The sequence below is a fragment of the Lachnoclostridium sp. An169 genome (assembly GCF_002160525.1).
Taxonomy (GTDB): Bacteria; Bacillota; Clostridia; order Lachnospirales; family Lachnospiraceae; genus Mediterraneibacter; species Mediterraneibacter cottocaccae.
Genome location: NZ_NFKT01000014.1, coordinates 51,078 through 75,666 on the forward strand (window position 1 = coordinate 51,078; position 24,589 = coordinate 75,666).

The 24,589-nt window shown below is 49.2% G+C and carries 21 protein-coding genes; 10 read left to right on the forward strand and 11 right to left on the reverse strand.

The features are described from left to right. Positions 1-82: 82 nt before the first annotated feature. From B5F07_RS11210 to B5F07_RS11230, 5 genes are read right to left on the reverse strand one after another with little or no spacing between them, the layout of a single operon-like run. Positions 83-1,813 (reverse strand): glycoside hydrolase family 3 protein, encoded by a 1,731-nt coding sequence (locus B5F07_RS11210; RefSeq protein ID WP_087161371.1) that lies wholly within the window; start codon positions 1,811-1,813, stop codon positions 83-85. Next, positions 1,810-2,817 carry an ABC transporter permease subunit gene (locus tag B5F07_RS11215; protein WP_162613116.1) on the reverse strand — a complete coding sequence of 336 codons (1,008 nt, stop codon included), beginning with the start codon at positions 2,815-2,817 and terminating at the stop codon, positions 1,810-1,812. The genes B5F07_RS11210 and B5F07_RS11215 overlap by 4 nt, the downstream gene beginning before the upstream one ends. 51 nt (positions 2,818-2,868) lie before the next feature. Further along, on the reverse strand, positions 2,869-4,086 hold the full coding sequence (locus B5F07_RS11220) for a hypothetical protein (protein ID WP_140398006.1): 1,218 nt from the start codon (positions 4,084-4,086) through the stop codon (positions 2,869-2,871). Positions 4,087-4,126: 40 nt separating this feature from the next. Then, complete coding sequence (locus tag B5F07_RS11225; RefSeq protein WP_087161374.1) at positions 4,127-5,113, reverse strand: ABC transporter permease; 987 nt, start codon at positions 5,111-5,113, stop codon at positions 4,127-4,129. A 15-nt stretch (positions 5,114-5,128) separates the two neighbouring features. Further along, the gene (locus B5F07_RS11230) at positions 5,129-6,634 is read right to left on the reverse strand and encodes a sugar ABC transporter ATP-binding protein (RefSeq protein WP_087161375.1); all 1,506 of its coding nucleotides are present in this window, start codon (positions 6,632-6,634) and stop codon (positions 5,129-5,131) included. Between the two features lie 243 nt (positions 6,635-6,877). Between B5F07_RS11230 and B5F07_RS11235 the strand changes: the two genes are divergently transcribed. Together B5F07_RS11235 and B5F07_RS11240 are read left to right on the forward strand one after the other, a co-directional pair. Then, a complete protein-coding gene (locus B5F07_RS11235; RefSeq protein WP_162613117.1) occupies positions 6,878-8,107 on the forward strand; it encodes a helix-turn-helix transcriptional regulator in 1,230 nt (409 codons plus the stop codon). 3 nt (positions 8,108-8,110) lie between these two features. Beyond that, positions 8,111-9,148: a helix-turn-helix domain-containing protein gene (locus B5F07_RS11240; RefSeq protein ID WP_087161377.1), complete on the forward strand. Its 1,038-nt coding sequence runs from the start codon at positions 8,111-8,113 to the stop codon at positions 9,146-9,148. A 21-nt stretch (positions 9,149-9,169) separates the two neighbouring features. On the opposite strand, the gene B5F07_RS11245 is transcribed toward B5F07_RS11240, so the two are convergent. From B5F07_RS11245 to B5F07_RS11255, 3 genes are all read right to left on the reverse strand, one after another. Beyond that, positions 9,170-10,717: a DUF5605 domain-containing protein gene (locus B5F07_RS11245; RefSeq protein WP_087161378.1), complete on the reverse strand. Its 1,548-nt coding sequence runs from the start codon at positions 10,715-10,717 to the stop codon at positions 9,170-9,172. A 354-nt stretch (positions 10,718-11,071) separates the two neighbouring features. Then, positions 11,072-12,205: a toxic anion resistance protein gene (locus B5F07_RS11250; RefSeq protein WP_087161379.1), complete on the reverse strand. Its 1,134-nt coding sequence runs from the start codon at positions 12,203-12,205 to the stop codon at positions 11,072-11,074. Between the two features lie 70 nt (positions 12,206-12,275). Next, the gene (locus tag B5F07_RS11255) at positions 12,276-13,559 is read right to left on the reverse strand and encodes a 5-bromo-4-chloroindolyl phosphate hydrolysis family protein (RefSeq protein WP_087161380.1); all 1,284 of its coding nucleotides are present in this window, start codon (positions 13,557-13,559) and stop codon (positions 12,276-12,278) included. A 116-nt stretch (positions 13,560-13,675) separates the two neighbouring features. Between B5F07_RS11255 and B5F07_RS11260 the strand changes: the two genes are divergently transcribed. After that, positions 13,676-14,407, forward strand: a complete 732-nt coding sequence (locus B5F07_RS11260) for an RluA family pseudouridine synthase (RefSeq protein ID WP_087161381.1) — start codon at positions 13,676-13,678, stop codon at positions 14,405-14,407. 75 nt (positions 14,408-14,482) lie between these two features. Here B5F07_RS11260 and spoVG read toward each other — a convergent pair whose 3' ends face one another. The 3 genes from spoVG to B5F07_RS11275 all read right to left on the reverse strand — a co-directional run bounded on the left by spoVG (position 14,483) and on the right by B5F07_RS11275 (position 17,248). Continuing rightward, positions 14,483-14,773, reverse strand: coding sequence for a septation regulator SpoVG (spoVG, locus tag B5F07_RS11265; RefSeq protein WP_087161429.1), 291 nt, complete (start codon positions 14,771-14,773; stop codon positions 14,483-14,485). An 85-nt stretch (positions 14,774-14,858) separates the two neighbouring features. After that, positions 14,859-15,977, reverse strand: coding sequence for a glucose-1-phosphate adenylyltransferase subunit GlgD (gene glgD, locus B5F07_RS11270; protein ID WP_087161382.1), 1,119 nt, complete (start codon positions 15,975-15,977; stop codon positions 14,859-14,861). Further along, entirely contained in the window at positions 15,974-17,248 is a 1,275-nt protein-coding gene (locus B5F07_RS11275; protein WP_087161383.1) for a glucose-1-phosphate adenylyltransferase, read from the reverse strand. Before B5F07_RS11275 ends, glgD begins: the two co-directional genes overlap by 4 nt. 228 nt (positions 17,249-17,476) lie before the next feature. Here B5F07_RS11275 and murC point away from each other — a divergent pair, with 228 nt between their 5' ends. From murC to B5F07_RS22840, 7 genes are all read left to right on the forward strand, one after another. After that, positions 17,477-18,853: a UDP-N-acetylmuramate--L-alanine ligase gene (murC, locus tag B5F07_RS11280; protein WP_087161384.1), complete on the forward strand. Its 1,377-nt coding sequence runs from the start codon at positions 17,477-17,479 to the stop codon at positions 18,851-18,853. A 197-nt stretch (positions 18,854-19,050) separates the two neighbouring features. Further along, entirely contained in the window at positions 19,051-20,190 is a 1,140-nt protein-coding gene (locus tag B5F07_RS11285) for a DnaD domain protein (RefSeq protein WP_087161430.1), read from the forward strand. A gap of 14 nt (positions 20,191-20,204) precedes the next feature. Further along, complete coding sequence (locus B5F07_RS11290; RefSeq protein WP_087161385.1) at positions 20,205-21,230, forward strand: ATP-binding protein; 1,026 nt, start codon at positions 20,205-20,207, stop codon at positions 21,228-21,230. Continuing rightward, positions 21,203-22,387, forward strand: coding sequence for a ribose-phosphate pyrophosphokinase (locus B5F07_RS11295; RefSeq protein WP_087161386.1), 1,185 nt, complete (start codon positions 21,203-21,205; stop codon positions 22,385-22,387). The genes B5F07_RS11290 and B5F07_RS11295 overlap by 28 nt, the downstream gene beginning before the upstream one ends. Positions 22,388-22,415: 28 nt before the next feature. Continuing rightward, complete coding sequence (locus B5F07_RS11300) at positions 22,416-23,486, forward strand: sensor histidine kinase (RefSeq protein ID WP_087161387.1); 1,071 nt, start codon at positions 22,416-22,418, stop codon at positions 23,484-23,486. Between the two features lie 4 nt (positions 23,487-23,490). Continuing rightward, positions 23,491-24,198 carry a response regulator gene (locus tag B5F07_RS11305; protein WP_087161388.1) on the forward strand — a complete coding sequence of 236 codons (708 nt, stop codon included), beginning with the start codon at positions 23,491-23,493 and terminating at the stop codon, positions 24,196-24,198. Positions 24,199-24,386: 188 nt separating this feature from the next. Then, a complete protein-coding gene (locus tag B5F07_RS22840) occupies positions 24,387-24,530 on the forward strand; it encodes a hypothetical protein (protein WP_191404354.1) in 144 nt (47 codons plus the stop codon). Positions 24,531-24,589: the final 59 nt, after the last annotated feature.

Sequence of the window (24,589 nt, forward strand, 5' to 3'; positions counted from 1 at the left end):
GCAGATTCATCAGCCGCAAAAAGGCTGCCGCACACATGAAGTACGGCAGCCTCTGCTTTTCCGGTCCGTCAGGTTTTTCTCCCTACAGCCGGGTATCCCAGCCTCCGCACCAGACATTATCGTTATATTTTCCCTTAAATTCACTTTCTCCGATGATCTTCTCCACTGCCGCCCGGATACATGCCCGGGTAGGTGCATAAGCGTTGATAAAGGTCTTCATCATCGGCAGATCATACAGATGGTTCGTATAGTTCAGCGATACACATACTGTAGGCACTTCATGGATCCACCAGGGCAGTTCATTGGAATGTGCCGCGGAATATTTCACTCTCACGTTATTTTCCTGCGCATACCCCTTCATGTTGACAAACACAAACACAATGTCATATTTCTTTTTAAATTCTTCTGCACCGGGCATATCCATCACTTTATATCTGTTGAAAGGAGACATTTCTTTCATCTCCAGTTCATAATAGGACTCGTTGACGTCCACTTCAAACCCCGCCCGTTCCAGTTCCTCAATGACAATCTGCTTTGCCGGATCTCCTCCGTCCACATAGGAAACCGGCGCGCTTTCCAGAAAATACAGCCTTGCCCGCTTCTTTTCTGCTGTGGAGACCGGCAGAAGATTCTGCGTATCTTTCACAAGTGTCACAGCCTGATCTGCAATCTTTTCTGCAATTTCCCGGTGTTCTGCGCACCCGAGGAAATGCTTCTCATCCAGCGTATCCATCATCCGTTTTTTGTGCAGCCCGAGCTTCGCCTTCATTCCAAGGATTCTCATCAGAGCCTCGTTCAGACGCTCTTCTGTGATGATCCCGTTTTTATATCCATCCATCATATATCGGAAATCCTCTTCCGGATCATGGAAGAAAAGGAACATATCACATCCTGCCGCAATTGCTCCGGGCACCTGCATTGAACGCGGGCCGGCGCTTAACATTCCTCCCATATGGGAAGCATCTGTAACAACAATTCCGTTAAATCCCATCTTGTCCCGCAAAAGTCCCTGGATCAGTTCCGGTGCCAGAGTCGCCGGGCGGATATCCGCATCCGTATACTCCGGATGGAACTTCCTGCTGTAAGCAGGCAGCGCGATATGGCCTGCCATGATGGACTCCACTCCATCATCGATCAGCCCCTGATACACCTTTCCAAAAGATGCATCCCATTCCTCACAGGAAAGATCATTGATCCCCAGAACCAGATGCTGGTCCCGCTCTTCCACGCCGTCTCCGGGGAAATGTTTGACACAGGAGAGCACATTACTCTGCCTGCTGCCTCTCAGATATGCGCGGCACATTTCCAGCACCTTATCCGGATCTTTCCCAAAGGATCTTGTATTCACAATTGTATTGCGCCAGTTAAAGACAATGTCAGCCATCGGAGCAAAATTCCAGTTGCACCCGAGTGCCTCCGCCTCGCGCCCGCTTACCAGTCCCATGCCGAATGCGGCCTGCACATCATCCGCCGCCTCACACTCTGCTTCTGTGGCGACAAAGGTTCCCGCCTTGCAGATGCCGTTTCCACCGGTTTCGCCATTCACAGCCACAAACATCGGAATCTTGCTGAATTTCTGATAGCACTGGTTCTGCCGGAAGATTTTTTCAGGATCACTCTCCGTATAGCGCGCTCCTCCAATGTGATACTTTTCTGTCAGAGTACGGATATACCCCTCATCCGTACTCCGTCCCAGATTGATAAAGAGCTGCCCGATTTTCTCCTCCGGAGTCATCTCCCTGATTGTCTCCTTCACCCAGGCAACCGCCTCATCATCCAGGTTAAACGGTTTCTGCTTCAAATCTACTGTCATACTTTTTTCAGTTCTCCTTTTCGTTTTCTTGCCTCAAACCATGCTGTAATAATACTTCCGTAAGGCGTGGTGATAATATTAAACACGAATACAAACACACCGGTTATCACCATGGAAACCGCGCTTCCAAGTTCTGCTGACAGTACTGCCTGCAGTCCGTAGGACATCAGGTTCAGGGTTACAGCGCCCATAACGGTTCCGATTGCCTCGCCGCAGTACTTGCTGAGAGCCAGACCTATAAATACGGGCAGAATATTCGTAAACAGATCACTTACTGTCGACAGAGAGGTAAATGATGCCGACTTAATCGTTGAGGAAGCCCATACCATGGTGGCGCATCCGAAAAGCAGCCCGCTGAACACATAAGAGAGAATCACATTCTTTTTCTCATTAATACCGATATCCACTGCCGCTCCCTGATTATTTTTCAGCAGTTCAGACTGCTTGCCCGTCAGGGTAAAACGCTTGTAAAACTCATAAATTACAATCGCCAGGATAAACGGAATCAGTACTCCCGGAAACAGGGCAAGTTTCTTGATCTCCATATCCGCGATCAGATTCACGCCCGCCCCGTTATAAAGGAGGGGCGTGACCGCTTCGTAGATCAAAGCCATTGTGATTGTACTGATCGCCACCGGCAGGCGGCCGTATGCATAGAGTACCGCAACCCCCACGCTGAGCAGGGTGCAGAGCACAATGCACAGAACAGCAAACAGCACCACATTGCTGTTCATATTTTTAGCGATGTTTCCGCCGATGATGGCTGCCAGCAGCATAACCGCTCCACCAGAAAAGTCGAAGCGTCCGTTGTTAAACTGCAGACCGATACCCATTGCACAGGTAGTGGAAATCGTGATATTGACAATCAGAGTCTTCCACATATCAACCGTCCCGTAATAGGTCTTTCCATTAGCCCAGCATACGGCCATCATAATAAGAAACATCAGAACCGGCAGTATAAGCGTGCCGAGTATTCTTTTCCCAATTCCCATTTTCTTTTTCATCAGGTTTCGCTGACCTCCTTTCGAATTCTGCTTTACCTGCATTTTTCCTTTTTACTCATATGCTTTTTCAGAAAATGCATCTGAAAGCATGAATTCTCTGAATTCCGCATATGTCGCATCCGGATTATATCTGGTCAGATACTTCTGGGCAACTTCATCTGTAATAATGGATTTTGACATATCCCCATTCAGAAGCGGGCTGTTGTTCTCAATATTACTCATAATCTCATCGCTTGAAATATGAACATATACTCCGTCAAGCACTTCCGACTGAGTATAGTCGCTGTACTGTTTTCCCTGAATTGCATTGTCCAACATAGCCATACAGAAGAAAATTTCTTCATAGTTAGGCACATAGAGCTGCTGAACAATCCCGGTTCCCACATCAGCTACCAGATCGCTGGAGCCTTCCATACCAAAGGTAATCAGTTTTGTATCCGGGTTTGCTGTTCCACTTGCAATCGCACTGGAAAGCGGAGGATAGATGAACTGCTGTCCGGCACACAGACCGATAATAGCATCCAGATCCTGGTGGGCAGGCTCATTAAAGAATGTAGCATCCAACGGTTTGAACATCAGCACAGTAGCCTCATCGTCCACAACCTCAATCGGAGTCTCAGCGGTCTCATTGTACGCTGCAATTTCTTCGCGAATTGTCTGATCCGCTACCGCATACTGAGGATATGCAAATGCCGGTGACATACAAACAGCAACTTTTTCATACCCGGCGTCAATAATAGTCTGAGCCAGCATTTTTCCAGTGTCTTCTCCATTCGCATAGCCTCCTGCAACCGTACCGAAGAAATGATCATTATCTGCCACTGCCGCATTGGCTCCATCATCGCTATATACGGAAAGCATATCATTCCCCAGTCCAACCACATACAATTCCGGATATTCTGTCATGATGTCTACCAGGCCGCCATCCTGCATAACGATCAGACCGACCACATCGCTTGTCATGGCATTTTTAACCGCATTCAGGTTCCCTGCCGGATCATTGGCACTGTCACCATATACAACTTCATAAGTATATCCAAGTTCTTCCGTCCATTTGTCCATAAATGCAATGTTGTAATCATACATCGGACCGCTGCTCACATTTGACATAAGCAGAATTTTACCTCCCACGGTATTCGTATCCTCTCCCGAACCGCCGCCTGATGATCCGCCATCTGCGGTGCTGCACCCTGTCAGTACGGATAATGCCAGAACTCCTGCAAATACAGCTGCTGTTGCTTTCTTTGTAACATTTCTGAATTTTTTCATGTTTTTTTCCTCCACTTTTTTCATTTATCTTAACTTGCTTCTATTTCGGCAATGTGCCTTCTTTTTTTCTGCTGGTCATCAGCACTACAATCAGGAAAATTACCGCTTTGACAATAAATGTCATTCTCGTCGGCAGTCCGATCATCGGCAGTCCCACATCCAGGATCGAAAAGGTAAATGCGCCAACCACTGCCGCAGAGACCCTTGATCTCATACCTCCTGAAATCGGCATACCACCCAGGATCAGGGCAACCATGATATTCATTTCAAATCCTGTTCCCGTGGAATCCGACGCAGAACCGGTATAGCCCATCTGGAAAACCGCTGCAACGACAAAACAGATTCCCGCTATGATGTAGCACAGGACACGGAACTTGAGCAGACTGACTCCGCTCTGTCCCGCAGCCACCTTGTTCGCCCCCAGCATCCTGGCGTATTTTCCCACCCGGGTATAGTTAAACAGAAATGCCGTCACCGCCACTTCAATTGCCAGAACTACGAACATGAGCACCGGAGATTTAAACACGCTGTAATCGATTGTCCGCAGCGTAATGCTTCTGGTTCCCAACGTGGAGAACACAACCGTAATGATTCCGGAAAGCACCTGCATCACTACTACCGAAGGAATGATGGGGATAATGTTCAGGAGCGGTCCGGATGCGCCGTTTACCACCGCAATCACCACGGACAGGACCAGACAGATCAGAATTCCCGGGATCAGACTTCCGGTCAGGTTTCCTACGAATACCATAATTGTGGCATACAGACCGATCTGTTTTCCGATACTGATGTCCAGATTTCCCAGTGAATAGATAAACACTGCTCCAACAGACATTAGCGCTGTAACAATCACATCCGACATCAGAGTGGCAAGCTTCGCGGGCGACCAGATACTTTCACCCCGCAGCGGCGTGACAATGGAAAACAGAATAATACAGAATATCAGTCCACCGTAGGAAGCGGCAGCAGCTCCGTTTTTCCGCCACCACTCTTTCAATGGGACAGATTTTTTCTTTGTCTCTTCCATACTTTTTATCCTCCCTTAAATCATGTACTCTATGATATCTGTCTGTTTCAGGTCCGGGGAGCGCATGAATTCTTTCTTCACTTCAAAATCCTTCATGATCAGGATCCGGTCTGCCATTCCTATCAGCTCGGACAACTCCTCCGAAATCATCAGCACTGCCTTCCCCTGGCGCTTCATCTCTTCGATCAGCGCATACATGGACTGTTTAACGCCAATGTCCACGCCTCGGGTCGGACAGTCCATAATGATCACATCCGAACCTTTTGCGGACCATTTTGCAAAGGATACTTTCTGCTTGTTTCCTCCCGACAACGTATTCACCAGCTGTTTCCCGCTGTGGCACTTGATGCGCAAAGCTTTTATCTCCTGATCCGCCAGGGCATGTTCGTCCTTCGGAAATATCATCAGGCCCTTCTGCAGGGACGGAAGCGACGGAAGTACAATGTTCTCCTCGATAGACGCCTCAAGAATGAGCGCCTCCTGATCACGATTTTTTGAAATATAGCCGATTCCGCTCTGAATCGCCTGCAGAGGATTCTTTATCTTCCGTCCGCCACAGATCACTTCTCCTTCATCCAGTTTCTCCAGACCGTAAGCTGCGCGGCCGATCTCATGCATTCCGCATCCTGACAGACCGCCGAATCCGACAATCTCGCCCTTATGTACCGTCAGGCTGAAGTCCCGGATACTGCCGAATGTAAGATGCTTCAGTTCCAGGGCAACCTCCTCCTGATGAGATGTATCGTAATCTTCCCGGTAATATTTGTCACCAATCTCTCTTCCTACCATCAGATACCGAATCCGCTGTACTGCATCAGGCGCATCCATTTCTTCCCTGCTTAACTCACCCACAATACTGCCGTCCCTGAGAACGGTCAGCACGGAGCAGTGTTCCAGGATTTCGTCCATGTCATGGGATACAAAGACAATGGTTTTATTCTCCTTCTCTGCCATCCTGTGGATCAGTTTATAAAGAATCTGGCGCCCCTCCAGAGACAGTGCAGTGGTTGTCTCATCCACCACGAGAATCTGTGTCTCATCTGTCACACAGCGAACGATTTCTACCAGCTTCCGGTCTTCAAAATTATACAAATTAATCGGATCGCCGGCATGGATATGTTCAATGCCGAATTTTTTCAGCAGAACATCCGCTGCTTCGCACATCTTTTTCATGTTTACAATCCCGAAGCGGGAAAACTCAGACTCTCTTCCGGCGAAAATATTCTGGGCCACTGTTACTCCCGGGATCGTATTCGCCTCCTGGAGAATCATGGAAATCCCGGCTTTCTGCGCCTCGATCATCGTCTCCGGATTCCACGGTGTTCCCCGGTAAATCATCTCGCCGCTGTCCGCCTTCTGTTTTCCGCTGGCAATAGACATTATGGTGGACTTTCCGGAGCCGTTCTCACCGATCAGCCCGCGAATCTCACCCTTTTTCAGGGTAATGCTCACATCCCCCAGCGCAACCGTGGGACCGAATGTCTTATGCATATGTTTTACTTCAAATACTACTTCATTCATAATTTCCCTCCATACGTGGCTACTGTTGTTTTCTCCTTTCATCAGATTTTTGATCTGTTGTTATTCTAGCACGTATTTTTCTATTTTGTTATAACAATAATGGTTATAATTAGAAAAATTTTGTACCATTTTTCATATTTATAGCTGTTTTTATCATATTTTGTATTGACCTATGCGGAAATTATGTTAAGATACTGTCAAACCATTTTTTACTATTTTGGGGAAAAGAAGAGGTACATCGCCATGAACCACACAACAGTCTATTTTATAAAACGTCTCCTTCAGGATGCACTTTCATTGAATTTTAATTATCTGATTCCGCCTTTTGAAGATCTTTCTGCCGTTGATATCGGACTGCGGCGGGGCCTGAAATCTTCGGAAGAGCTGTACCGGAATTTCCGGGATATCCTGTCCGGAGCAGAACACAATATTTTTTATCTGTACAGCGACCGATATGATATCAATTATATTTTCTGCCTTCCCTATCCGGACCGGAAAGACCTGATCGTCGTCGGCCCTTTTCTCCGGAGTACAATCGATCAAAGCTTTATTAATTTTCTGATCGAACAGCATCACCTGAACCACACAGAAATCGAAAGCATCCGCGGTCTGCTTTACCATTTCCCGGTGATCGATGATAATTTCCGGCTGTTTTCCATTATGTCAGATATTATTAATTATATCAGTCCGGGACATGACTTTAACACCAGGACAGTAGATAATTCTCCGGAAAACGACATGAACACACCTTATGTTCCCGCAGACGACTATACACTGAACATGTCTTCCACAGAAGAGCGTTACGCCCTGGAAGAGCCTCTGCTCCAGGCAATTGCACAGGGGAAAACTGCAGAGGCACTGGCGATCACCCGCCATTTTATGAGTATCGTATATGCTCCCAGAATTAACGATTCCATAGCGGACAAAAAAGCATCTTTGTATTCTACCAACACCATGCTCAGACTGGGGGCAAAGAGAAGCGGAATTCATCCCATTTTTCTCCACGAGCTGTCCAGCAAATATGTAAAGCAGATCAGTATGTGCGGCTCTCTCCCCCAACTTGACCGGCTGCACGAAAAAATGGTACGCGGATACTGTCTTCTGGTACAGAATAAGGCCCGCAGCCAGTATTCCAGACTGGTCAGAGATACTATGAATTATATCGACCTGAATCTGAGCCATCCGCTCACGCTCCGAATTCTGGCAGAAAACAGCCATGTCAGCCCCTCTTATCTGTCCAAATCATTTAAGCGTGAGACCGGAACCACTATTACCGATCATATCGCCTCATGCCGGATCCACAGTTCACTGCACCTTCTGAATACAACGAACCTGCCGATCCAGGAAATTGCCTTCTATGTGGGAATAGAAGACTACAATTACTATACAAAAATATTCAAAAAGGTTATCGGATGTCCTCCCAGTGAATATCGGAAAAATCTGAAGAATAAAAAACAGAATGAGCAGGTGTAATGAATGGATATTAAAGACAGCTTGCGCAGCAGCATCTACAGTAAAACCCGGAACCTTGTTTCCTTCGGAAGCTATGAAGAACATGTCGCTTCCATGATTAAATCCGGCGTATTCTCCGCCGGCAGACATCAGCGGAGTATGCAGGACCGCTTTTCCCTGACCGGCTGGCATACCGGACCTTCCAGCAATATCCAGGAGGTATTCCTGTCTTATCTGTCCACAGAGGACTTCTATGCATGGAATACACCTTATATAAGCGGAATGTGTACTCCGGAGCACGCCCATTCCTGCCTGGAACTGTTCTATGTGGCAGATGGTTCCCTGAAGGTCCATGCTGCCGGGAGGGATCTTTCTCTTGCCCGTGGAGAACTCCTCCTGATCCGTCCCGGCGTTATGCACGCAGAATATCTGTACCCGGAAGAAAGCACCGTCTTTACCCTGGGGATCGACAAAAGTCTGTTTTTCGATTTTCGGTCTCGAAAAGGGACCGGACGGGACTTCCTTCTGTCCGGCGGCGTCCAGGGAAACGCAGAGCAGATCCTTTGTGCAGTATTTACCCCTAAGTCAAATTCCGGCGCCCTTTTTCATATTCTCTGTAGCATCTTTTACGAGATGAAGAACCGTCTTCCCGGGGGAAAACATCTGATCGCAGGTTCCGTTGAACGGATTCTTTACCTTATGGGTGAATGCTGCCATATGTGCGCCATATCAGAAGATCCGGAAGATTCCCGCAGCGGTCTGTTCCTGGAGATACAGGATTATATCCGCTGCCATTACGCCGATACTTCCGCAGCAGAAATCAGCCGGATCTTCTACTATAATTCAGATTATCTGAACCGGATCTTCCGAAAAGCAAACGGGGTATCCCTTTCCGTGTTCATTCAGAACGTCCGGCTGGAAGAAGCCTTTCGGCTGCTCTCCGGAACAGAACTGCCGGTCAGCGAGATCATCAGGCGGACCGGATATCACAATCAGGGATTCTTTTACCGAAAATTCCGCGAAAAATACGGCTGTCTGCCGGGGGATATAAGAAGACAATGACCGCTTTTCAGAACAGCTTTTTCAAACTCTTCTGAGGCGGACCGCCATATATTCCCGTCCCGGCAGTTCCACTTTCGTATAACCGCTGTGTATTCCCATATCGGTTACTGTCATATTCCAGGTATCGATCACTTCGACCTGGTATTTCTGATCCGACGGGAGTTCAAATTCCCTCTCTGAAGGTCTTCCGAAGCCGTAATAATGGATTTCATAGTCTGCGTATTCCACCGGTTCGAAGAACGAACGGGGCTTTACTGTCGTCTGGTACGGAACGCCAACCACCTCGTCAAAAGCCCGGTTCACACATTTCAGGAATTTTCCGGGCGTCTGTTCCATGATTTTCCTGAGGAAACGGATCCTCGGCTCACTGGTTCCCCGAAGCACACCGCCGTGGCTCCACCAGATCTTGTTTCCCATGTATGTCTCACCATGTCCGGCATATCCGCCGCGGACAAAAGCTTCCCAGAATCTTCTGACCAGTTCTTCCCCGGAGATATTGCCCCAGCCCTGGCTGACGTTTCCTTCATAACAGATCTCGTCCCAGACAACCGGCTTGTCATATTCCTCCATATACCGGTCTGTCAGTTCCACATGCTTATAATAGTCTATCCGCTGCATACTGCAGTGTGTAATCCATTCTTTTCTGTAATCATAAAACTTCATACAGTTGTGTATGGAGATCATGTGCCCGTAGGGATCGGCCTGTCTTATCGTCTGCGCCAGATCTTCCCACTCCTGCTCCGTTTTTGTCATCAGATCATATTCGTTTGCCATCGACCACCACACATTACGGTATGCACCATACCTTGCGGCGACATAGTTGAGATACAGCCGGTCACACTCCGAGGTCATATTTGCAAATCCCCATTTATCATAGGGATGCATCAGGATCAGATCCGCCTCGATCCCCATGTCGCGCAGTTGTTCAATCCTCCGGTCGAATTTTCGGAACATTTCCGTATTAAAACGGCAACAGTCAAAATCCGTAATATCTTTCACTTCAGTCTGTGTATGGAACGGCATGATCTTTGATTTCTTCAGCCTTTCTTCATCAATTCCCGCCCTGCTGCCGCGAAGATACGGATACATCTCCGGTTCTTCTTCGTTAAACCGGTAAAACTTCGGAAAAATACAGAAGCGGATCTTATTAAACCAGCTCGATCCCAGGGTGCGAAGAGTCTGTTCCTGCAGTTCCCGGTTCTGATGAACCCAGGCATAGCAGGTCGTCCCCACTGAATAATACGGCGTCCCGTCCGAATATTCCAGATAGTGCCGGTCCAAAACCCGAACCATACCGTGGTTGTTCCGACTGACAGGCTCTGTAACCTCTATACTCCCCTCGCTGACTCCGGCTCCGAAAGTACCATCCACACGGTAATGATAGACTCCTGTTCTCACCGGCATAAACCGCACCTTATAGATTCCCTCTCCATCATAAAACCCTGATACACGGACAATCTCTCCCTCTCTGGTAAAATCAGCGTGTATCTCATAATCTGTAAACGGATTTCCATCCTGCTTTCCGCTGAACGTAAGTTCAATCATCCCCCACTGTTCTGTTCTTTCCATTGTCTTATATCACCTCTCCTGTTTTTGACCTGAAAATTTCACATATTTTACGTCTTCATCTTATCCGTTTACATCACTAATTACAATGCCGGTTTCCTTCCTGTATACTCCATCCTGATTTACCAAATCCGACTTTTGTTCATCCCGTACTTTCCATGCAGATTACCATTCCAGACAGATCGCTGTTATCCGGGTTGACTGTTTCCGGAACTATCTGCGCCGTGCAAAAAAAAGACGGCAGCATGCCGTCTGTCTGATATTTTATATTACAGGACATAATCCATACCATCCCGCGGTGACCTGCGGACAGGCTTCGCTTTACCCGTCTGCAGGCCACGTGGGAAAAACATTTTCCTACCCCTGAATCTCCAGCAGCTTATTCTTGAGCTCCACTTCCATATTCCGAAGCTCTGCTTCCGCCTCCTGGCGTCTCTGCCTGCCTTCCTTCTGGATATTGAGCACTTCATCCAGGGTGGAGATCAGCGATTCGTTGGTTGCCTTGAGTGTCTCCATATCGACGATGCCGCGCTCGGACTCTTTCGCTGTGTCGATGGTTGCCATCTTAAGCTTCTCCGCGTTTTTGCGCAGCAGCTCATTTGTCATATCCGTCACCTGGCGCTGTGCCTCCGCCGCCTGCGCGGAGTGCTCCACTCCCAGGGCGAGCACCATCTGGCTCTTCCAGAGAGGAATCGTGTTCACTACCGTTGACTGAATCTTCTCCACCATCAGCGTATCGTTGTTCTGCACAAGACGGATCTGAGGCGCCGTCTGAATGGAGATCATCCTTGTCAGCTCCAGGTCATGGATCTTCTTCTCAAACCGGTTGCACATGGAGTCCAGATCCTTCGCCGCCTGGGCATCCTCCGGAAGACCGGACTGCTGTGCTTTCTGCATCAGCTGTGCCAGCTCTGTGCTGCGCACTTCCTGGAGCTTCTTCTTTCCTGCCAGAATGTACATGGACAGTTCCTTGAAATATGTGAGGTTCAGCTCATACATCTTGTCCAGAAGAGCCACATCTTTCAAGAGCTGCACCTGGTGGGATTCCAGCACTTTGACGATCTCATTGATATTCGTCTCCGCCTTGGCATATTTTGCCTTCATATTCTCGATCTTGTTGGAAGCCTTTTTGAAAATTCCAAAGAATCCCTTTTCCTCTTCCTCGTCAAAATTTTTCAGTTCCTTTACCACGCCGGTGAGAAGCTCGCCTACTTCGCCCAGATCTTTTGACTTTACATTTTCCAGGGCAGACTCGGAGAAATCCGCCATCTTTTTCTGGGTTCCCGCCCCGTACTGAAGTACAAGCTGGGAATTGGTCAGGTCGATCTGTTTCGCAAATGCATCGACAGTCCTGCGTTCTTCATCCGTCAGAATACTGTCATCCAGTGCAGGCTCTTCCTGCTTTACCGGAACTTTTTTCTCCTCCTGCGCCTGAAACGGGTCCAGTGTCAGGGTCGGTGCCGTGCTTACATCCTGAAAATCATTGCTCATTGTTCTTCCTCCATATAAGTTATTTTATGTGATTTCTGTTTCTTCACCGCTTTATATCATTACCGCCGCCTCACCGCTTTACCTTCAGCCCGTCCTCTGTCAGTCCTTCCTGGGCAAGCATCGTGTTGAGCACGGAGATATCAGAGGAGAGATCCCACGCCGTATCCTGGAAGAGGTCGTCCAGAAGCTTTTCAAATGCAGTGTTCAGCGTATCCAGCGTCTTTTCGATCTCGTTTTTCGCAGAAATAATATTCTCGCCCTGCACCGGCTGGGCATCCAGATCCTCATAGGCATCCAGGAGCTTGATGGTAGTGGGCAGATAATATTCCATCAGCCTGCGGATATCGGAGATCGAATCCGGATTCTCCTCCACCCTGTCAAAGATCCGGTCAACCAGCATCTCCATCCGGGAGATCTTCGCGGATATTGCCTCCCCGGGAATCGCATCGTTGGCCTCCCGGATCTTCCGCACATACTCGTCTCCGGCGTCCACAATCTTCTGCACCTCGGGGGAAAGTTTCTCATAATCCCGGCGTGCCTTGTCGGCAGCGGCTTTTGCCCGCGATTCTGCTGCCTCTTTCTCTTCCTTCTCTCTTCTCATTCTGTCCATCAGCCCGGTGTACTGACGGTAAGCGTCATCGCTGACCATAAGGCAGGTACCCTGCTCATCCAGATGCCCCTGACGGAACCATCCTTTTTTGATCATTTTACGCAGGTCTTTGGCAACTGCCTTCGCAGACCTGCCGGTCTTCTGCGCCAGTTCCTTTACATCACAGAACTCCCGCTCTTTCAGGATTCCCACATATTTCCGGAACCTTCCCACGCTGCACGCCATACCTGTCCCGATCCCCGCCATCACGGCAAATGCAATGACAAAGATTCCGAACAGAGACGCCACCATTCCAAATACCAGATCCCATCCGGTTGCCACTGCTCCGATCACAAAGAGGAGCAGAAAGATCAGTGCTCCTATCCCGAACACATAGCCTGTGGCCGCCAGAAACACACCGCCGATCCGTGTGGACGTAGCCTTGAGATAAAGTCCTTTTTTCGCAGGCTGCATCTGTGTCCCGCCGCCTGCAGCACCTGCAGGCTGCTGTGCGTTCCGCGCCGGCTGCCCCGGTGCAGGTCCGCCGTTCCATCCGGATGCCGACTCCGGTCCGTCCGGTTTTTGGCTGTTTGGATTCTCCCTGTACCAGCCTCCGTTTTTCAGGCCCCTGGAAACGTTATCCATTGCCTGTCCGATGGTATCGGTCACCGTCTGGTTCAGTCTGGTGAAATCCCTTGAATCCACGGCATCCTGTATTGTCCTGCGGATCTCATCCCCGAACCGTTCCCATTCATTATTTATCATGATTTTCTGTGATTTCCTCCTTAAACGCTTGACCAGATTTTTCTTTTATATGATAATCAGTTTAGTCGGAACGACCAGAAAAGTCAAGAATTGCAAAGCACAAAGGAGCATACATTATGAACTCTTTTTCATCAGGGAAAACTCTCCCGGATATCATACTCTACGAAGACCGCGATATCATCGTGTGCCACAAGCCCGCCGGCATCCCGGTACAGACGGGCAGGATCGGGACACAGGACATGGCCAGCATCCTGAAAAACCACCTGGCTTCTGAACAGGAAACGCCCGGGAAGGCCGGCCGTGAGCCCTATCTTGCCATAATACACCGACTCGACCAGCCGGTGGAAGGGCTGCTCGTATTTGCCAAAACGCCCTCTGCCGCAAAGGAACTGAGCCGGCAGCTCACTTCCTCCGGATTCGGAAAATATTACCGGGCACTTGTCTGCGGTCATCCCCATCCTGCGGAAGGCACTCTGGAAAATTATATGGTAAAAGACGCGCGCACCAATTCTTCCAGAGTCTGCACGGAGAACACGCCGGGCGCCAAAAAGGCTCGGCTTCATTACCGCACCATGGAAACTGCTGAAGAAACGTCCCTCCTGGAGATCCATCTGGATACCGGCAGACATCACCAGATCCGCGTGCAGATGGCAGCCCTCGGCTGCCCCATTGCGGGCGACCGCAAGTACGGCAAAGATCCCGCCTGCCAGTCCAGCACCGCCGCAGCACCATCCGCGGCTTCCACGGACCGCATTCCGCTGCAGCTGTGCGCATACCGCCTGGAATTCCGTCACCCCGCTTCCGGCCGCCCCATGCATTTTGAGCTCCCATGGCAGCCTGCGCACTGACGCCGGGCATTTCTCCGGAAATTCTCCGAAAAAACTGCCGTGCAGGCAGTATTCCCGCACGGCAGTCTCATTTTTTTACATCTCATCAACAACAGCTTCTTCGGGCTCTTCCTCAAGAGCCTGCTCATATCTCTGCAGAATTGTTGTCTGGATTCTCTCTCTTGTCCCGGAATTGATCGGATGAGCGATATCACGATATTCACCATCCAGGGCTTTCTTGCTTGGCATCGCAATAAACAGCCCTTTCTCCCCTTCTATCACCTTAATGTCATGAACGACAAATTCGTCGTCGATGGTAATAGAAACCACCGCTTTCAATTTTCCCTCTTTTGCGACTTTGCGCACACGTACATCTGTAATCTGCATACTCTCCAGGTCTCCTTTCTCCGTCTGCATTAGCGGCGCCGCATTCTTTTGTTCTTCTGCCTGCACCTTTTGTAAGTATTTTTAACTATAATGCATAACGTTCGTTTTTCTCAACTACCACTTTCACGCCGTTCTCACCGACATGACGCGTATTCGCCCTTATCGTATCGCGACTCTCCACAATGCAGTTCTCAATATATGTGTTATCTCCGAGATACACGTCATTGAGAATGATGGAGTTCTTGATCACACAGTTATTTCCCACGAAAACCTTCTTGAAAATCACGGAATTTTCAATGGTTCCATTGATGATGCTTCCGCTTCCGATCAGGCTGTTTTTCACTACTGCGCCCGGATTATACTTTGCCGGGGGCTGGTCGCTGACCTTGGAATAAACGCTCGGAAGCTCCTTAAAGAAGTAATTCCGCACCTCGGGTTTCAGGAAATCCATGTTTGTCCGATAATACGCGTCCACCGTTGATATGTTGCTCCAGTAGCTGTTTATTTTATAACCGTATATCTTCTTCAGGTTCTTATACCGAATCAGAATGTCGGTTACAAAATCGTGTCTCTCCTCCTCCGCACAGTGCTCCACAAGATCGATGAGCTGCCTGCGGCGGATGATGTAGATACCTGTCGATACTGTCCGGGAATGTGCAACCATCGGTTTTTCCTCAAACTCTTCGATCCTGCACGCCTCGTTCATGCGGATCGTCCCAAACCGTGTCGCATCCTCCTCCGGGCCGAGTTCCTTACACACCACTGTAATATCTGCTTTCTTTGCTATATGGTACTCAAGTACCTTGTTGTAATCCATTTTATAGACGGCGTCCCCCGATGTAATGATCACATAGGGTTCGTGGCACTTTCTCAGGAAATCAAGATTCTGGTAGATCGCGTCTGCGGTTCCCCTGTACCAGTATCCGTTGTCCGCCGTGATCGTCGGCGTAAATACATAGAGTCCGCCCTGCTTTCTTCCGAAATCCCACCATTTTGATGAATTCAGGTGTTCGTTCAGTGAGCGGGCGTTGTACTGCGTCAGCACCGCAACTTTCTGAATATGAGAGTTCGTCATATTGCTGAGTGCAAAATCAATCGCCCGGTAACTTCCTGCAATCGGCATCGCCGCTGCTGCCCTCTTCGCCGTCAGCTCATGCATTTTTCTGCTGCTGCCGCCTGCCAAAATGATACCTACTGCCCTCATAACCTGTCACCTGCCTTTATCAATGTCTCGCCGCTCTCCAGAACACCGCCCACATAATCCTCCGGCACGGTCACTCCGCTGATGGCGGTATTCTTTCCGATCTGTACGCCGGACGGAATCACGGAATTCTCTCCGATCGTAGCCAGACCGCCGCTGTAGATATTCGGTTTTGTCTTGTTCGGCACCTCGCCTCCGATTCCAATTGCCACATTGTCGCCGATAACCGTATCCTCCGCGATAATTGCCTTGTCAATCACGCAGTTCTCACCGATGGTCACTCCCTGCATGATGATGGAATCCCTGATAATGCTTCCTTTTCCTATCACAACGCTTCCGCCGAGCACAGAGCTGTGTAGCTCTCCGTAGATCTCCGAACCGTTGCTGATAATACAGCGGTCCACCACACCCTGTTCCGCGATATACTGGGGCGGGATGTTGGCGCTGTTCGTGTAGATCTTCCAGAACTCCTCATAGAGATTGAACTCCGGAATGATATCGATCAGCTCCATATTTGCTTCCCAGTAGGAACTCAGCGTCCCCACATCCTTCCAGTATCCGTTGTACTCATAGGCGAAAAGCCTGTCCCCTTTTGCGTGGCAGTAGGGGATCACGTGCTTTCCGAAATCACAGTTCGGCTGGTCTTTCAGAGCGATCAGCGCTTCCTTGAGCACCGGCCAGCTGAAGATATAGATTCCCATGGACGCCAGATTGCTGCTCGGCTTCTCCGGCTTCTCCTCGAACTCCTTAATCTTCCCGTCGCTGTCTGTCACCACGATTCCGAAACGGCTTGCCTCCTCCATGGGCACCGGCATGGCAGCAATCGTAACATCCGCCTTGTTGGCCTTGTGGTAATCAAGCATCACTTCGTAATCCATCTTATAGATATGATCCCCTGACAGAATCAGCACGTAATCCGGATTGTAAGTTTCCATATAATTCATGTTCTGGTAAATCGCATTGGCAGTCCCCGTATACCACTCGCTGTTCGAGCTCTTCTCATACGGCGGAAGAATCGAAACTCCGCCCACATTGCGGTCCAGATCCCAGGGAATGCCAATCCCAATATGCGTGTTCAGACGCAAAGGCTGATACTGGGTCAGTACTCCCACAGTATCGATACCTGAATTAATACAGTTGCTCAGTGGAAAATCAATGATTCGGTATTTCCCGCCAAATGCCACGGCCGGTTTTGCCACCTTTGCGGTGAGAACCCCCAGCCGGCTGCCCTGTCCTCCCGCCAGAAGCATGGCGATCATTTCCTTTTTATACATTGCGTCACCTCATTTCTAGTTGGTTTCATCTATTATACCATATATTTGTCTTTAGCCAATCATTTTTTACAATAATTTTTCATCATTTTTTCTTTTTTTGTATAGTTCCAACAAAAAGAAACTTCTTTAATTTTTCTTCATATATAGTATAATATAAGCGACTGAAAGATTTTATGACTGCTGTTTCAGAAAATAGTAAAAAAAGTCAACTAAAAAGGGGTATTAATCATGTATAAAATCGATTTTGAGAAACCGATACACATTCATTTTATCGGGATCGGCGGCATCAGCATGAGCGGACTTGCCGAGATTCTTCTGGAAGAAGGATTCACGGTATCCGGATCCGATGCAAAAGAATCTCCGCTCACAAAAAAGCTGGCATCCGAAGGTGCACGGATCGCATACGGACAGTGTGCGGAAAATATCACGGATGACATCGACTGTGTCGTGTATACCGCTGCCATCAACCGCAGCAATCCGGAGCTGATCGAGGCGGTAGCCCGCAAGATTCCCATGCTGACCCGCGCCGAGCTTCTGGGACAGCTTATGAAGAATTACGACATGCCGATTGCCGTATCCGGCACCCACGGGAAGACAACGACTACATCCATGATCTCCCATATTCTTCTGGAGGGCGATCTCGACCCGACCATATCCGTGGGCGGTATTCTGAAAGCCATCGGCGGGAATATCCGCGTGGGGAATTCCGAGACATTCATCACGGAAGCCTGCGAGTACACGAACAGCTTTCTCCACTTTTTCCCGAAGATTGCCGTGATCCTGAATATCGAGGAGGATCATCTGGATTTCTTCAAAGACATCGAAGATATCCGCCACTCCTTCCATCAGTTTGCGGCGCTTCTGCCCTCTGACGGCACGCTTGTCATCAACGGCGACATCCAGGACTACACGGAGATCTATGCCGGTCTGGACTGCCATGTGGTTACCTACGGCTCGTCGGCTGATTTCGACTACAGCGCAGACAATATCTCTTACGATGAGAACGGCCATGTCTCCTTTGATCTGATCAAATACGGCGAGAATGCCGGGCACATCCAGCTCTCCGTGACAGGCGACCACAATGTTTCCAACGCCCTGGCCTCCATTGCGGTAGGGGAACTTCTTAACATTCCCGGGGAGACCATCAGAAAAGGGCTGCTGTCATTTACAGGGACTGACCGGCGCTTTGAATACAAAGGCGAGTTTAACGGGGTGACTGTGGTGGATGACTATGCGCATCATCCCACCGAGATTGCAGCCACGCTGAAAGCGGCGAAACACTACCCGCACAACGCGGTATGGTGCGTATTCCAGCCCCATACCTATACCCGGACGAAAGCTTTCTTCCACGAGTTTGCCGAGGCTCTCTCCCACACGGACCATCTGGTTCTCGCTGACATCTATGCCGCGCGGGAGACAGACACGCTGGGGATTTCTTCGGCGGATCTGGCCGAAGAAGCAAGAAAACTGGGAACGGATACCCACTACTTCCCAAGTTTTGCCGAGATCGAACAATTTTTAAGGGACAACTGCCGTCCGGGCGACCTGCTGATCACAATGGGTGCAGGAGACGTTGTGAATGTCGGTGAGGACCTGCTCAAATAAGGTTTTCACGGGCTTTGCACAGGATATCCACAGGTTATCCACACTTTCTGCACATAGTTATCTACAAAAAACCCGGATTTACCCACGAAAAAAAGCTTTTTAACCGGAGCGTTAGATGATATATTATTGAAGTGACACAGGCAGTTTCTTACAGACTGCCATACCAAGGATAGAAAAAGAAAGTGGGACGGGATGACATGAAGACATTGACATTAAAAAATAAATTTCAGACAAATGCGACACTGCTGCCGAACGATTTCATTGACAATTACATGGTAAATGCAAACGGAGAGTTTGTAAAAGTTTACCTTTTCCTTCTGCGGCACCTGGACGATCCGTGCTCGACGCTGACCGTATCGACGATCGCCGACTGCCTGAACAACACAGAGGCTGATATTCTTCGTGCATTCCGCTACTGGGAGTCAGCCGGACTTCTTCTGCTCGAGCATGACGCCGAGGGAAGAATCACCGGTCTGGAGCTCCAGAAAGCGTCCATGAAGCAGATCGCACGCTCCGGATCTGAGGCAGGTAAAACGGAAGGCAGCACCAATGCCGGAACGCTGCGTGGCGCCGAAGCACAGACTTCTGCCGTATCTCTTCCGTCTGAGGCCGGAACCCCGGACGTGCCGGCGGTTTCCGCGGCGATGACTGCGGCGGTTTCTGCCCCGGCTTCCCGCAGGACAGTGGCAGTGGATGCCCTCCGTGCCCAGAAGGAACTGAAATCTCTGCTTTTCATCGCAGAACAGTATCTCGGGAAGACACTGACCCGCACAGAGATCGATACAATTACGTACTTCTATGAGACGCTCCACATGTCGGCAGATCTCATCGAGTATCTGCTCGAATCCTGTGTGGAAAACGGACATAAGAGTATGCACTATATCCAGAAAGTTGCATTCTCCTGGACAGAGGCCGGAGTCGAGACCGTCTCTCAGGCGAAAGAGCAGTCCATGCTTTACAGCCGCAGCTGCTTCACGGTTCTCAACGCTTTCGGCATCAAGAACCGCGGGCCTGCCGCTTCCGAACTGGTCTATATCAGAAAGTGGTCGGAGGATTACGGTTTCTCCTCGGATATCATCGAAGAGGCATGCCGCAGGACAATCTCTGCCACCCACCAGCCCAGTTTTGAGTATGCGGACAAGATTCTTACGAAATGGCATGACAGCAACATCCGCCACCTGAAGGATATCTGCACGCTTGATGAAGCTTACCAGAAAGAGAAAGCCTCATACAGAACTTCCGGCAAGTCCAGATCTCTCACGAAAAACCTGAACAATTTTGAGAGACGCACATACGATATGGACTCTCTTGAGGAGCAGTTGTTAAACAGTAATTAAAGGAGCCGATTCCCATGGGACTAAAAACCTCACAGTACAATGCAATAATGCGTGAGTATGAACAGCGGCAGCTTAAGAATCACAATATCCAGACTGCACGCTACAAGGAAGTCTACGAAAAACTTCCGGAGTTCAAAGAACTCGATGACTCGATTTCCATCCTCTCCGTTCAGTACGGCAGGAAGCTTCTGGGCGGAGATGAGAAGGCTGTCGATTCCCTCAAGGAAGAGCTCGCCATTCTCAGAAGCAGCAAACGCAGCCTTCTCGTCTCCGCCGGTTTTCCGGAGGATTATCTCGAACCGATATATGACTGCAAAGACTGCAAGGACACCGGATATATCGGAAACAAGAAGTGCCACTGCTTTAAAAAAGCCATTATTAAACTTTTATACGAGCAGTCCAATATCAAGGGATTTCCCGTCGAGGCATCTTTTGACAATTTCAGGCTTGATTTTTATCCCGCAAATTATTATGATAGAAAAACGGGACGCTCTTCCCGCGCTATCATGGAGGATACCCTCCGGATCTGCCACGAATTCATCGATACATTCGGGGAAGATTTCCGGAATCTCTTCTTCTACGGCAGCGTGGGGGTGGGAAAGACTTATCTTTCCACATGCATCGCCCGTGAGATTATGGACAGAGAATTTTCTGTTCTTTATTTGTCTGCGCCCCAGCTTTTCAATACACTGGCGCAGAATGCGTTTGACAAGAAAGACATCGACGCGAAAAATATGAATGAGTATATTTTCAACTGTGATCTTCTGATTATCGATGATCTCGGAAGCGAATATACCAATTCTTTCATTGCATCGCAGTTCTTTACATGCATCAATGAAAGACTGATACACAGGAAATCAACGATTATCTCGACAAATCTCTCCCTGGAGGCTCTTGCCGACCTCTATACCGAACGTTCATTCTCCAGGATTACGAGCAGTTATACTCTGTTGAAAATAATCGGTGATGACATACGAATTAAAATGAAGTTAAAAGGCAGGGAGGATCACTCATGTTACGTCGAACAGAACGAATCTTAGAAAACATTCCGGTGGGAAGTCTCGGGCTTATCACACTGGCGGGCTGTGAGGAACTAGGAAAAAAGGTGGATGACTATCTGGTAAAATGGCGCCACGAAAGCGGAAATGAATACCGGGACGACATTGCATTTTCCGGTTATGAAAAAGACACTTTTCTGATTAATGCAAAGGTGCCGCGTTTCGGTTCCGGAGAGGCAAAAGGAATCCTCGGAGAATCCGTCCGCGGCAAGGACCTCTATATTATGGTGGATGTATGCAACTACAGTGTCACCTACTCTCTGACGGGTCAGACAAACCATATGTCTCCGGACGACCATTTCCAGAATCTCAAGAGGATCATTGCGGCGATCGGCGGTAAAGGCAGACGGATCAACGTTATCATGCCATTCCTCTATGAGAGCCGTCAGCATAAGAGAAGCTCCCGGGAGTCTCTGGACTGCGCGCTGGCGCTTCAGGAGCTGGTCCGCATGGGTGCTGAGAACATCATCACATTTGACGCCCATGACCCGAGAGTGCAGAACGCCATTCCGCTGAGCGGATTCGAGACTGTGGCTCCCACATATCAGTTTATCAAAGGACTTCTGCGCACAGTCAAGGACCTTCAGATTGACAGCGACCACATGATGGCCATCAGCCCGGACGAGGGCGGCACGAACCGCGCGGTATATCTTGCCAACGTGCTGGGGCTTGACATGGGAATGTTCTACAAACGCCGCGACTACACCAGAATCGTAAACGGACGCAACCCCATCGTTGCCCATGAGTTCCTCGGAAGTTCCGTGGAGGGCAAGGACGTGATCATTATTGACGATATGATCTCCTCCGGAGACAGCATCATCGACGTTGCCACAGAGCTGAAGCGCAGGAAAGCGAAACGGATCTACGCGGCAGCCACTTTCGGACTGTTTACCAATGGTCTGGACAAGTTTGACCAGGCATATGAGGAGGGAGTCATCAACGGTATCCTCACAACAAACCTGATCTATCAGACGCCGGAACTGCTGTCCAAACCCTATTACATCAACTGTGACATGAGTAAATATATTGCCCTGATTATTGACACACTGAACCATGATGGCTCGATCAGCTCGATCCTGAGCCCGAATGAACGAATTCAGAACGTACTCAGAAAATACAAGAACGGAGAGCCGGTTTAATCCGGCTCTTCCTGCACATTTACTGCTTATGAAACGACGGATTATTTCAGATATACTTTTTACTGCGCTGATGCTGCTGGCTGCGACCGGACTCTCGTTTCTGTTTTTTCACTTTGGAAATAAGAATTCCGTCAATATTGCCATAGTATATATACTTGCGCTTATTCTGACGGCACTCAGGACCTCCGGTTACATCTATGGAATAGTTTTGTCCCTGTTCTGCGTGGTTGCCGTCAACTACTTTTTCTCCTACCCGTATTTTAAAGTGAATTTTTCTCTTGCAGGATATCCGGTTACATTTATCGGCATGCTTGCCATCTCGCTGATCACGAGCACCACCACCACCCGTCTCAAACGCCAGCGGAAAGCCATTGCCGAGCGCGAAAAAGCCCTGGTGGAGGCTGACCGTGAAAAGCTGCGCGCCAACCTGCTCCGGGCTGTTTCCCACGACCTGCGCACACCGCTGACGAGTATTATCGGCTCCGCCTCCTCCTTTCTGGAAAACGGGCAGGAACTTACCGAAAGCGAACGCACGGAACTGGTGGCAAACATCAGGGAAGACTCGGAATGGCTGCTGAATATGGTGGAGAACCTGCTCACTGTTACGCGTATCAAGGACGTCCCGGACAATCAGGTGAAGAAAACCTCCGAGGTCGTGGAAGAAGTCGTCTCTGAGGCCATTCTGCGCCTGCAGAAGCGTCTTCCCGACATAAAGATAAAGGTGACGATGCCCAATGATTTTCTGATGCTGCCCATGGATCCCACGCTGATCGAACAGGTGCTTATCAATCTGCTGGAGAACGCCTTTATCCATTCCGGGAGCTCGGAACCGGTAGATCTGATCATCTCGGAAGAGCCGGATCATGTCACCTTCCGGGTGCGTGACTACGGGCGCGGAATTGACGAGAGACGGCTTCCCTGCATTTTCGACGGACAGCAGGCCTCCTCATCGGATACCGACAGCCACAAGGGCATCGGAATCGGTCTGTCCATCTGCAAGACAATCATCCAGGCACATGGCGGAACCATAAGTGTCGCAAACCAGGAAGGAAAAGGGGCGGAGTTTACCTTTACCCTGCCGAAAGAAAAGGAGCTTTGAACTTATGCCAAAATTTTCTGTTCTGATCATTGAAGACGAAAAAAACATACAGACTTTTATGTCGAAAGTACTGAAGCGCCACGACTACCGTGTCACCTGCGCGGACAACGGCACACAGGGGCTTGAGCTGATCCGCTCCCAGTGCCCGGACATCATTCTGCTGGATCTGGGGCTTCCTGATATGAACGGGAACAATATCATCAGCGAAGTCCGCACCTGGACGAGCACGCCGATCATTGTTATTTCTGCCCGCACTGCCGAGCGCGAAAAGGTAACTGCGCTGGATCTGGGCGCTGACGATTACATCACCAAACCTTTCGGCACGTCCGAACTGCTTGCCAGAATCCGTGCTTCGCTGCGGCACAGCAACCGCCTGAGGACAGATGAAACACTGTACATCCGACCGTACCGGCACGGCGAGATGACACTTGACTTTTCAAAGAGACTTCTCACAATCGGGAAAAAGGAGATTCATCTGACCCCCATTGAATACAAGATTGTGGCATGCCTGGCACAGAACTCCGGTAAGGTCATCACTTATGCCTCTATCATCTCGGAAGTATGGGGACCTTACGCAGACAGCGACAACAATATTCTCCGCGTAAATATGGCGAATATACGCAGGAAGCTGGAGCGGGATCCCGCACAGCCGGAGTATATCTTCACTGAGGTGGGTGTCGGCTACCGCATGGCGGAGGACGAGGAAGAATAGGATTTCCCCTGTTTTCGCGCATTTGAAAAGATTACTCCAAACGTTAAGATTCCGCTAAGAACCCTTTTATTTTCTTTCCGCCCTTTCTGAACTGTTGTAAAATAAATTCTGGTTTTGTTTTTAGGAAACCTGCAGAATTACAGAAACCTGAATGATTACCGACTAACAGTCAGAAGGGATGTGCAATTATGAATATCGGTTTAATTCTCCTTATGATCATCGGCGGAGCAGCAGGACTTTTTTCCACACTGTACATACTGATCAGCCTTCCATACATGATCATTAAGAAAATTTACAGAAAAGCTCGTTTCGGGATTTCACTTTTTAAATAGGATTCCCCGCATTTTTCACATGTTTTATCTATCTCTAAGCTTTTTATAAAAAATATCCT